The sequence below is a fragment of the Intestinimonas sp. RTP31139st1_F5_RTP31139_211217 genome (assembly GCF_040226735.1).
In the GTDB taxonomy this organism is placed as follows: Bacteria; Bacillota; Clostridia; order Oscillospirales; family Oscillospiraceae; genus Intestinimonas; species Intestinimonas butyriciproducens.
This window is the reverse complement of sequence record NZ_JBCOAQ010000009.1, coordinates 82,068-93,384: the sequence shown is the minus strand read 5'-3', so window position 1 is coordinate 93,384 and position 11,317 is coordinate 82,068. Positions and strand designations below refer to the sequence as shown.

Annotated in this window: 10 protein-coding genes; 2 read left to right on the top strand and 8 right to left on the bottom strand. The window is 63.6% G+C overall.

Features of this window, described 5'->3' with window-relative positions; genetic code table 11:
• Positions 1-49: 49 nt before the first annotated feature.
• The 6 genes from ABUA09_RS08585 to ABUA09_RS08560 all read right to left on the bottom strand — a co-directional run bounded on the left by ABUA09_RS08585 (position 50) and on the right by ABUA09_RS08560 (position 7,292).
• Entirely contained in the window at positions 50-988 is a 939-nt protein-coding gene (locus ABUA09_RS08585; RefSeq protein WP_058116947.1) for an ATP-binding cassette domain-containing protein, read from the bottom strand.
• A complete protein-coding gene (locus ABUA09_RS08580; RefSeq protein WP_058116948.1) occupies positions 978-2,027 on the bottom strand; it encodes an ABC transporter ATP-binding protein in 1,050 nt (349 codons plus the stop codon). Before ABUA09_RS08580 ends, ABUA09_RS08585 begins: the two co-directional genes overlap by 11 nt.
• 13 nt (positions 2,028-2,040) lie before the next feature.
• Positions 2,041-3,042 carry an ABC transporter permease gene (locus ABUA09_RS08575; RefSeq protein ID WP_081960003.1) on the bottom strand — a complete coding sequence of 334 codons (1,002 nt, stop codon included), beginning with the start codon at positions 3,040-3,042 and terminating at the stop codon, positions 2,041-2,043.
• A complete protein-coding gene (locus ABUA09_RS08570) occupies positions 3,042-3,995 on the bottom strand; it encodes an ABC transporter permease (RefSeq protein WP_075705163.1) in 954 nt (317 codons plus the stop codon). The genes ABUA09_RS08575 and ABUA09_RS08570 overlap by 1 nt, the downstream gene beginning before the upstream one ends.
• A 138-nt stretch (positions 3,996-4,133) precedes the next feature.
• Positions 4,134-6,074, bottom strand: coding sequence for a peptide ABC transporter substrate-binding protein (locus ABUA09_RS08565; RefSeq protein WP_349949306.1), 1,941 nt, complete (start codon positions 6,072-6,074; stop codon positions 4,134-4,136).
• 129 nt (positions 6,075-6,203) lie between these two features.
• Complete coding sequence (locus ABUA09_RS08560; RefSeq protein WP_195614380.1) at positions 6,204-7,292, bottom strand: dipeptide epimerase; 1,089 nt, start codon at positions 7,290-7,292, stop codon at positions 6,204-6,206.
• Between the two features lie 349 nt (positions 7,293-7,641).
• On the opposite strand from ABUA09_RS08560, the gene ABUA09_RS08555 reads away from it, so the two are divergent.
• Positions 7,642-8,643: a helix-turn-helix transcriptional regulator gene (locus tag ABUA09_RS08555; RefSeq protein WP_058116952.1), complete on the top strand. Its 1,002-nt coding sequence runs from the start codon at positions 7,642-7,644 to the stop codon at positions 8,641-8,643.
• Between the two features lie 64 nt (positions 8,644-8,707).
• Positions 8,708-9,370 carry a YoaK family protein gene (locus ABUA09_RS08550; protein ID WP_052082919.1) on the top strand — a complete coding sequence of 221 codons (663 nt, stop codon included), beginning with the start codon at positions 8,708-8,710 and terminating at the stop codon, positions 9,368-9,370.
• A gap of 62 nt (positions 9,371-9,432) precedes the next feature.
• Here the strand turns inward: ABUA09_RS08550 and ABUA09_RS08545 are convergent, their stop codons facing one another.
• Positions 9,433-10,164 carry a response regulator gene (locus ABUA09_RS08545; protein WP_058116954.1) on the bottom strand — a complete coding sequence of 244 codons (732 nt, stop codon included), beginning with the start codon at positions 10,162-10,164 and terminating at the stop codon, positions 9,433-9,435.
• On the bottom strand, positions 10,161-11,231 hold the full coding sequence (locus ABUA09_RS08540) for a sensor histidine kinase (RefSeq protein ID WP_058116955.1): 1,071 nt from the start codon (positions 11,229-11,231) through the stop codon (positions 10,161-10,163). Before ABUA09_RS08540 ends, ABUA09_RS08545 begins: the two co-directional genes overlap by 4 nt.
• Between the last annotated feature and the right edge of the window lie 86 nt (positions 11,232-11,317).

Genomic DNA, 11,317 nt, shown 5'->3' with positions numbered 1-11,317 from the left:
GCCCCCCGCGAGGCGTGAGCCGCGCGGGGGCGCCGCCGGGGATCCGGGGTCAGAGCTGAGCCCGGTAGCCGTCCAGTTCCCGCCGGCTGCCCCGGACAAAGTGGCCGGGCTCCAGCTCCTCCCACAGGGGAGGGTTGGAATCGTCGTAGCCATGGCAGGAGGGGTCGTAGACCACCAGCTTTTTTTGCTTTTCCGAGACGGGGTTGGGCTGGGGGATGGCGGAGAGGAGGGCCCGGGTATAGGGGTGGAAGGGGTGGGCGAAGAGCTGCTCCGCCCCGGCCAGCTCCTGGAGCCGGCCCTTGTAGATGACGGCGATGCGGTCGCAGATGAAGCGCATCACAGACAGGTCGTGGGCGATGAAGAGATAGGTGAGGCCCCGCTCCCTCTGGAGCTGGGACATCAGGTTGAGCACCTGGGCACGGATGGACACGTCCAGAGCGGAGATGGGTTCGTCGGCCACGATGAAGTCGGGGTCCAGAATGAGGGCCCGCGCGATGCCGATGCGCTGGCGCTGGCCGCCGGAAAACTCGTGGGGGAAGCGGCTGGCGAACTCGGGGAGCAGGCCCACGTCCGAAAGGGCCTTGGCCACCCTGGCCTTCCGCTCCTCCTCCGGCAGGCGGGCCCCCTGGGCATAAAGCCCCTCGGAGACGATGTAGTCCACCTTGGCCCGCTCGTTGAGGGAGGCCATGGGGTCCTGGAAGATCATCTGGATCTTCCGGGTGACCTCCCGGTCCAGCTCCCGGCTGATCTTGCCGCTGATCCGCTTCCCCTGGAACCACACCTCGCCGGAGGCCGTGGGATGGATGCGGATGATGGAGCGGCCGATGGTGGTCTTGCCCGAGCCGGACTCCCCCACCAGACCGAAGGTCTCCCCCCGGAAGATCTGAAAGGACACGTCGCTGACGGCGTGGAAGGGATGACGCCTGGAGCCGAAGTCCACGCACAGATTTTTGACGTCCAGAAGGACTTCCCTGTTCTCACTGGGCACGGAATTTCACCCCCTGTTCCCGCAGCTGGCGGATGTGTTCCGGCGGCTCCACCTTGGGAGCCCTGGGGTCCAGGAGCCATGTCCGGGCCTTGTGGGTGGGGCTCACCTCGAAATAGGGGGGGCGCGCCACAAAGTCGATCTTCAGGGCCTGGGGGTTCCGGGGCGCAAAGGCGTCCCCCTTTACCTCGTGGAAGAGGTTGGGCGGCGTACCGGCGATGGAGTAAAGGGGCTCCCCCTTCACGCCCAGCTGGGGCAGGGAGGACAGAAGGGCCCAGGTGTAGGGGTGGCGGGGGTCGTAAAACACCTCTTCGCAGCGGCCCAGCTCCACGATGTCCCCGGCGTACATGACGGCGATGCGGTCGGCCACGTTGGCCACCACGCCCAGGTCATGGGTGATGTAGATGGTGGTGAGGTCGTATTTCTTCTGGAGGGCCTTCACCAGGTCCAGGATCTGGGCCTGGATGGTCACGTCCAGGGCGGTGGTGGGCTCGTCACAGATGAGGATCTTGGGGCGGCAGGCCACAGCGATGGCGATGACCACCCGCTGGCGCATGCCGCCGGAGAACTCGTGAGGGTACTGGCCGTACCGGCGCTCCGGGTCGTCGATGCCCACGTCGGAGAGAGTCGCCAGCACCGCCCGCCGGGCGGCGTCCCCCTTCAGGCCCTGGTGGAGGACCACCGCCTCCTCAATCTGTCTGCCGATGGTCTTGAGGGGGTTGAGGGAGGTCATGGGGTCCTGGAGGACCATGGCGATCTCCCGGCCCCGGATGGTGAGCCACTGCTTTTCCGAGGCGTATCCGGCCAGGTCCTGTCCGCCGTAGAGGATGTGCCCCCCGGCGATATAGCCGTTCTGGTCCAGCAGGCCCATGAAGGACTTGGTGAACACGCTCTTGCCCGAGCCGGACTCCCCCACGATGGCCAGGGATTCCCCCCGGTACACGTCCAGGGACACGCCGCGGATGGCGTGGAGGGTGCGGCCCCGGAGGTCAAACTTCACGTCCAGGTCCTGGACGGACAGGATGATGTCTGTTTCTGTCAAGGTCCGGGCCTCCTTACACGTGATTTTTGGGGTCGGCGGCGTCGGCGAAGGCGTTGCCGATGATATAAAAGGAGATGGTGATGACGGCCAGCACCACGGTGGGGAAGATGAGCTGATACCGCAGGGGCGGCGCGGTCATGAGGAGCCGGCCCTCGTTGAGGAGGTTGCCCAGGGAGGGGATTTCCAGGGGGAGGCCCAGGCCGATGTAGGTGATAAAGACCTCGTTGCCGATGGCGGCGGGGATGGCCAGAGCCACCCGCAGCATGATGACGCTGACCAGATAGGGCAGCAGATTTTTGAAGAGGATGCGCCAGGTGGAGGTGCCCAGGCAACGGGAGGCCAGATTGTAGTCCCTGTCCCGGAGGATGACGATCTGGTTGCGGACAAAGCGGGCCATCTGGATCCAGCCCGTCATGCACATGGCCAGCACCATGGTCTGGATACTGGGCTTGAGAATGAGGGAAAAGAGGACCAACACCAGGGTCTGGGGGAGGTTATCCAGGATGTTGTAGAGCTCGGTGAAGAGAAACTCCACCCTGCGGACATAGCCCCACAGCATCCCCGCCAGAATGCCCAGGAGAGCCTCCACCCCGGCCACCACAAAGCCGATGAACAGGCTGGTGCGGGTGCCCGCCCAGATGCGGGCCCACAGGTCCTGGCCGATGGAGTTGGTGCCGAACCAGAACTCGCCGTTGGGCTGCTGATTGCGCAGGGGCAGGCCGTTGAGGGGGTTGTCATAGATGAGGTTGGGGTCCCGCTGGCCGGGCAGGTAGGGCTGCACCACGGTGAAGAGGAGCAGGGCGGCCATGACCAGGAGGAGAAAGACCGCCACCCGGTTTTTGAAGAAGGCCCGGAAGGTGCTCTGCCAATAGGAGTAGTTGGAGTAGCCGCCCTTCTCGGCCTCCCGGAAGTCGTACCCGGCGGGAGTGAAGAGGGCGCTCTCCTCCTCCGGGGTGAGGGCCCGCTCCACCTGCTCCAGGAGCGTCTTTTCCTTGTGGGAACGATAGCTGGACATCAGCGCGCGCCCTCCTTTTTGCTCAGCTTGATGCGGGGGTCGGCCACCGTCATGAGAAGATCCCCCAGAATGAGGCCGATGATGCCCACGGTGGCGTAGAGGAGGACGATGCCCTGGACCATGGTGTTGTCCTGGCGCTTGATGACGTCCACCAGCAGCCCGCCCATGCCTGGGATGGAGTAGAGGGACTCGATGTAGATGGAGCCCACCACCGTGTTGAGGAAGGAGGTGGGGATGTACTGCACCATGGGAACAAAGGCATTTCGGAAGATATGGCGGCGCATGATGGTGCTGCTCTTCACGCCCTTGGCGGTGGCCAGGCGCACATAGTCCTTGGTGGTCTCATCCACCATATACCGCCGCAGCCACATGCCGTAGTAGGCGATGTTGGGGAGAGAAAGGGAGACCACGGGCAGGATCCAGGCCATCCAGGTGGCAGACCCGGTGACCAGCATGGGCAGGTGGAAGAGGTCGCTGCCCAGAAGCTGGAGAAAGAGGTAGTACACCGCCGCAGGCACCGCCTGGATAAAGACGATGAAGCCGGTGCCCAGCTTGTCGCCCAGCTTATGCCTGGTACGGTTGGACCGGGCCATGAGGATACCCATGGGGATGCCCACAGCCATGGCCAGCAGCATGGCGGCGATCCCCAGCTTCAGGGAGACGGGGATCTTTTCAGCCAGAATGGTGGTCACCGGCACATTGGTGCGGTAGATGTGGGACACCCCCAAGTCGCCCCGCAGGGCGTCCCGGTAGAACCGGGCGAGCTGGACGGGCAGGGGCTTGTCCAGGCCCAATTGGGCGATACCGGCCTGGACCTGGGCGGCGGTGAGCTTATCATAGTTGGTGAAATAGCCCTCCACCGGCATCTGCCGCATGAGGCAGAATACCAGGGAGATGATGAAAAACAGGGTGATGAGGGACCGACCGATCCGTTTGGCCAGATACTTCAGCATACGCAAGATCCTTCCTGTTGTTTCTTCCCGGCCGTTTCCAAAAGGTCCGGTCCGCCGGGCCCCTTGGAAACGGCCGGCCGCCCCCCCCGACAGCCGGGAGGTTGCCGCCGAAGGGTGCGGTGGAGCTGCGGGGAAGGCTCAGCGGGCGGCCTCCCAGGCGGCCAGATTGGCCTCGAACTGCTCCATGCTCACATAGTCGCTCTGGAGGTGCTGGCCCTTATAGCGCAGGCCCGACACGCCGAAGGGGGCGTACTGAGTCTCGAACACGTTCAGGCGCACCACCTGATAGGAGGTCTGGCTGGTGGAGAAGGGGATGGCCAGGGCGTGGTCGATGAGGTAGGCCTCGGCGGCGGCGAAGAGCTCATAACGACGGGCCATGTCGGAGGTCTCGGCGATGGCGGCCTCCACCAGGGCACGGTATTCGGCCACAGTGTCGGCCACGGGGTCCCCGGCCTCCATAGCCTCGGTCAGGAAGGCGTATTTATAGTCGCCGTAGAAGGGGTCGGTCCAGGTCTGGGGGTCGGCGTAGTCGGCGCCCCAACCGCACTTCATGAAGGCGTAGTCGCCGGAGCGGCGGACCTCGGTGAGGAAGTTGGACTCGGGGCCGGCCACGGTGATGATGTCGATGTAGTCGCTGCCCAGCAGGCCCTCCATCTGCTGCTCCACCACGGCGCACTCCTTGTCCCAGTCCACGGTGGCGGGGTTATAGCGCACCAGGACCTTCACGGGGAAGGTGCAGCCGGCGGCCTCCAACTCGGCCCGGGCGGCGTCACGGTACTCCAGGGCCTTGGTCTCGTCAAAGCTGTCCCGGGCCATGATGGCGGCCAGATCGCCGAACTGGGTGTACTCCTTGCCGTCGGCATTGGTGAAGCCCGGCGGGGTGACGGAGTTGATGGCCAGGCTCTGGGGGTCGTTGGGGTCCAGGACGGAGAGCTCCCGCACCCGGTCCAGGCCCGCCATCAGGGACTGGCGGAAGTTTTCGTTGTTGACGGCGAGACGCCAGTTCTCCGGCTCGTACTCGGCGTCAAAGGTGGGATTGAAGTTGAAGCAGTAGAAATAGGAGTAGTCCACCTTGGCGCGGTACTTGCTCACCAGGTCGGCGGTGTTGGGGTCCAGGAGCCAGGAGTCCAGGATGTCGGAGCCGATGTCGGCCTGATCGATCTCACCGGTCTTGACCATCTGGGGGCCCACGGTGTTGTACTGGGAGTTATAGGTCTCCACGATCTGGTCGATGTACACCTTGTCCTTGTCCCAGTAGGACGCGTTTTTGGTGTAGACGTGGGTCTGCTGGGGGGCGAAGTCGGAGAGGATATAGGCCCCGCAGTAGAGCAGGGTGTCCGGCCCGGTGGCTGCGCCGAAGCTGTCGCCCTTCTCCTCCAGGAAGGGGCCGTACACGGGCATGAAGCACACGTAGGTCAGGCCCGAGAGGAAATAGGGCACCGGCTGTTCCAGCGTGTACTCCAGAGTATAGTTGTCCAGGGCCTTCACGCCCACCTCTTCAAAGGTGATGGGGTCCACCGGTTCGATGGCGTTGCCCTCGGCGTCGGTGGTCTTAGCGCCGTTCTCGCTGGTGATGAGGTAGGAGGTATAATTGAAATAGGCCTCCGCGTTCTTCACCACGCCGAAATAGGAGGCGGCGGTGCCGCTCTGGTGAGCGGCGTCCAGCACGTAGGCGGCGGCGGTAACGAAGTCGTTGGCGGTGAGCTCCCCCTGCTCGGCGCCGGAGGAATCCACCCACTTCACGCCCTGGCGGATCTTGAAGGTATAGACGGTGGCGTCGTCATTGGTGGTCCAGCTCTCGGCCAGGGAGGGCTGGAGCGCGCCGTACTGGTCGTACTCCACCAGACAGTCGATGACGTTGGCGCCCACCGTCTGCTCCAGGATGGTGTTGGTGGTGAGGTAGTTCATGGTGGAGACCTCGGAGCCGTAGAGCTTGCGGTAGACGGCGCTCTCGGAGGCCGCGCCGCCGCCGGTGGGGGCGGGCGTGGCGTTGCCGCTGCCGCCGCCGCAGCCGGAGAGCAGGCCCAGGCCCATGGCCAGGGTCAGCGAGAGGGCAAGGATGCGATTTCTTCTCTTCATGCGTGTTCCTTCTTTCCATTTCGATATTTCAGGGGTTTCGTGCCCCATTGCACGCGGGAGAGAGGCCCCCGGCGGCGCCGCCGGGAGCGGAAAGCGGCATGCCGCTTTCCGGGAAAGGGCCGTTAAGGCTCAGCGCCACTCGGCGCAGGGGAGGTTCCCCACGCCGATCCCGGGGTCGCCGGTCATGGAGATGGCCGCCTCGTCAAAGACAGGGCCCCCCTCATAGGGGTCCACGGAGCAGAGGGAGGGGCCGTCCAGGTCGGCCCGGGTGATGACGCTCCGGCCGGCGGCCAGATGGGCGGCGGCCGCCACGGAGAGGCGGGACTCCAGCATACAGCCGATCATGCACTCCACACCGTAGATCTCCGCCACGTCGCAGATCTTCAGCGCCTCGTGGATGCCGCCGGTCTTCATGAGCTTGATGTTGATGAAGTCCGCAGCGCGCTGGCGGATGATCTCCACCGCGTCGGCGGGGGAAAAGACCGACTCGTCGGCCAGGATGGGGGTCTGCACCCGCCGGGTGATGTACTTCATACCCCCGATGTCGTGGGCCCTCACCGGCTGCTCCACCAGCTCGATGTCCAGTCCCTTGTCCTCCATGGCGGAGATGATGGATACCGACTGCCGGGCGTCCCAGCCCTGGTTGGCGTCCACACGGAGGAGAATCTCGGGGCCCACGGCGCTGCGGATGGCGGCGATGCGCTCCACGTCGCCCCTGCCCTCCTTGCCCACCTTGATCTTCAGGATGCGGTAGCCCCGGCCCACGGCCTCCAGCGCGTCGGCCACCATCTCCTCGATGGGGTTGACCGAGATGGTGAGGTCGGTCTCCACCCGCTTCCGGGCGCCGCCCAGAAGCTGATAGACCGGCGCGCCCAGACGCTTTCCGTAGAGATCGTATACCGCCATATCCACCGCCGCCTTGGCCGAGGTGTTTTTGAGGATGCAGCCGTGAAGTTTTTTCATAATGCCGTCCAAATTTTCGATCTCCATCCCCAGAAGGGCGGGGCGGATGAAGTCCCGGACCGCGCACTCGATGGAGCCTAGCGTGTCCCCGGTGATAACGGCGGTGGGAGGCGCCTCGCCGTACCCCGTCTCGCCGGTGTCGGCGATCACCCGGACCACCACGTCCTCCACGGCGTCTACCGTGCGTAGAGCGGTCTTGAAGGGGTGGCGGAGGGGAAGGGAGATGCGGCCTGTCTGAATATCCTGAATGACCATGAGAATGCCCCCTGAAATGAAATTTTAAAGAAATCAAGTTTCACGTTTCGTCCGCTTCAAGAAAAAGGGAAACTTCAACTAGATAAATTGTACCATGTATCTACTCTATTGTAAAGAAAAAACATGGCGGAGGGCGGGCGTCCGGTGGCGGGAAAGAGAAAAACGGCACTTCTGTTTGCAACTTGAAGATAAAAAAACTGCAAATCGAAAGAGCGGACGCCGTCGAAGGGGACATTTCACGGCCAGTCCCTCCGGCGCCGGCGATGAAAAGGGGGCTTTCTCCCGCTGGCGGCAATGTGATATACTGGAAAAAAGCGCGCCGGACGGCGGGCAGAGGGAGGAGAGGCACATGGCGAAGGGCGCGGGGCAGAAGCGCAAAACCCTGATCCTGGCCCGGGTGCTGCTGGAGCGGACGGACGAGGACCACACCATGACGGTGCCGGAGCTCATTACGGCTCTGGAGGCCGAAGGCGTGACGGCGGAGCGCAAAAGCGTCTATGACGACCTAGAGGCCCTGCGGGGGTTTGGGCTGGACGTACAGAGCCGGAAGGGGCGGGCCCCCGGGTGGTTCATCGGAGAGCGGCCCTTTCAGCTCCCGGAGCTCAAGCTGCTGGTGGACGCGGTGCAGTCGTGCAAATTCATCACCCGGCGCAAGAGCGACCAGCTCATCGGCAAGCTGGAGGGGCTCACCAGCGTGTGGCAGGCCAGGCAGCTTCAGCGGCAGGTCTATGTGGACCGGCGGGTCAAGACCATGAACGAGAGCGTATACTATTCCATCGACACCCTTCACGCCGCCCTAGCGGAGGGCAGAGGGGTGCGTTTCCGCTATTTTGAGTACAATGTCCGCAAAGAGAAGGTATTCCGCCGGGAGGGGGCCTGGTACGCCGTGTTTCCCCATGGCCTCATCTGGGACGACGAGAACTACTACCTGGTGGGCTATGACGAGGAGAAGGGCGGGGTGCGCCACTACCGGGTGGACAAGATGGCCGGGCTGGAGATCACGGACCGGACCGGCAAGGAGGGTGGAGGCCCCGGGGCGCTGGACGTGGCGGCCTATGCCGCCAAGCATTTCGGCATGTTCAGCGGCCGGGAAGGGCGGGTGCGCCTGCGGTGCGAGAACGGCCTGGTGGGGGTGGTGCTGGACCGGTTTGGACAGGAGAGCATCCTGGTGCCCGACGGCAGGAACCACTTTACCGTCACGGTGGACGCGGTGGTGTCCCCCCAGTTCTTCGGCTGGCTCTTCGGCCTGGGGGATCGGGTGGAGCTCCTGGCTCCGGACTGGGCGGCGGTGGCCTTCCGGGCTCAACTGGACGCCGTAGGGGCAAATTATGGGGAAAAACAAAAAGATTAGGGGGAAAAGGTATTTTGTTTTATGAGGTAGTGTGATAAAATCATAGGCCATGGGGGGATATGACATGGGCGCAGAGCAGCGACGGGAGCGGTATCTGCACAATTTAATGGCAGTGATCGGGGGCTTTTTCGGCGGCTACGCCATCCTCAACCGCTGTGATATCCTGGGCTCGGCCCAGACGGCCAACCTGCTGAGCATGACGCTGAAGCTGTTGGGCGGGGACCTGCGGGAGGTGCTGATCCGCCTCGGCGCGGCCGCCCTCTACGCCTGCGCCATCGCCCTGTCGATCCTGGTGCCGGAGTACCTGGGCTGGGACCTGCAGCGCTTCAGCATTGCCTGCACTGCGGCTGTATCTATGCTGCTGGGTGTCCTGCCCGCGGAGATGGATCCTGTGCTGGGCCTCTACCCCATTTTCTTTGTCATGGCGCTGCAGTGGTGTGCCTTCAAGGGGTGCGGGAAATATGTCAGCTCCACCATCTTCTCCACCAACAATTACAGGCAGACCATCCAAGGGGTGACAAGGTATTGCATCACCAAGCGGCGGGAGGAACTGGAGCAGGCAAAATTTTTCGGGTTGACGCTGTGCTCGTTCCACCTGGGGGTGGCGCTGTCCTATCCGGCGCACCTGAGACTGGGGGTCCGGAGCGCATGGCTCTGCCTGCCGCTGCTGGCGGCGGCGGGCGCGCTGGCCCGCCGGCGGCACGGGGCTGAACGGGCCGCGGCATGACCGCAAGGGAAGAAAAAACACCGGGCGCACCGCAAAGAGCGGTGCGCCCGGTGTTTCTATATTTATATGTGGGAGTCGGGCGGGAAGTCCTCGCTGTCCGCCATCCGATAGCCCACGCCCACCTCTGTGAAGAGATAGATGGGCTCGTCGGGATTGGGCTCCAGCTTGCGGCGGATATTCGCCATATGGACCCGCAGGATCTTGTTGTCCGAGCTGGCTGCCGGTCCCCACAGCTCCCGCAGGATGTATTTATAGGTGAGGACCTGACCCGCGTGGGCCGCCAGCAGGGACACGATCCGAAATTCGTTGGGGGTGAGGCCCACGTCCCGGCCCGCCAGGAACACACGGTGCTTGCGCATGTCCACGGTCAGCTCCCCCACATGGTAGCTGCCGGTGAGGGAGAGCTCGTCGTTCCCGGCGGGGGTCCTGGCGTGGCGGAGTGCGGTGCGGATACGGGCCAGCAGTTCCACGGTGCTGAAGGGCTTGGTGAGGTAGTCGTCGGCGCCCAGATCCAGGGCACCGGCCTTGTCGTCCTCCGTGGTCCGGGCTGAAATGACGAGGATGGGGATGGAGGTCCATGACCGGATGGACCGGATGATCTCATTGCCGTCTATGTCCGGAAGTCCCAGATCCAGCAGGATGCACACCGGACAGTGGGAGGGCACCAGCTCCAGGGCGCTTGTGCCGTCATCGGCCAGGATCACGCTGTAGCCGTTGGCAATGAGGGTGGTGGAGAGAAATTTCCGGATGCCCTCGTCGTCCTCCACGATGAGGACCTTGTCTCTGACATTCATGATGGTTCTGTGCCTCCTCTTTTTGGGAGCCAAAAGGATAGGGTCGCGCCGCCGGAGGGGTTGTTCCGCGCCGACATCCCGCCGCCGTGGGCGGCCACGATGGACTGGCAGACCGACAGCCCGATGCCCATGTTCCGGCTGTCGTCCCTGGCCGTGCCGTCCTGCGCCGCATAGCTCCCGTCAAACAGATGGGGCAGGACGCCCTCGGAGATCCCCGCGCCGTTGTCCGATACGTGGAAGCAGACCCGGGAGGGCTCCTCGACGATGTCGATATCGATTCGGGTGGCGCATTTCCCGTGGAACACCACGTTTTCCAGCAGGTTCAGCAGCACCTGTTCGATCAGGGTGGCCTCCATGGGGACCAGAAGGATGTCCTGGGGCTTATGGACCTGGATGGAGATACTGCCTCCGGTCTTGCGGAATTTGGTGATGGCGCTGCCCACGATCTCCTCCACCACCTCTTCCGTCAACTTGAGCTTGACCCCGTCCGCACTGAACTTGGTGACGGAGAGGATGTTCTCCGTCACGCGCACCAGCCACTGGGCATCCTTGTGGACCTCCAGGAGCAGGTCCCGGCGGGCGGTCTCGTCCAGGTCCTGGGACTCCAACAGCGTGGAGGTGGCGCCCAGAATGGAGGAGAGGGGGGTACGGATGTCGTGGGAGACGGCCCGGAGCAGATTGGCGCGCATACTCTCGCTCTTGACCTCGTACATCAGCCGTTGCTGGTGCTTGACCTGTGTGGTAAGGGTGCTGATGATGACCGAGACCAGCAGCATAACGGTGAAGGTGAGGGGATAGCCGGACAGGGTCATATCAAAGACCCAGAAGGGATAGGTGAACATATAGTTGACACATACCACGCCGATCACCGAGGCGGCGATGCCGCAGACGTACCCGTCCGAGAAGCGGGAGATGGCGGCGACGCCCAGGATGAAGATGGGGACCGCAAAGGGGTTGTTGTCGTCGTGCAGATGGGAAAGGGCATAGCAGACCACGATACACAGCGACAGGATGGAGAGCAGAATGGCCGTGTTCCTGCACACGGAAGAACGGATCAAAGACTTCACATGGTATCACCGCCCGAAGGAAAGAGTGGGGAGAGCTCCGCTGCTTCCAGTATAGCATAGTCTGCCCAAAAGAGAAATACGGGGCG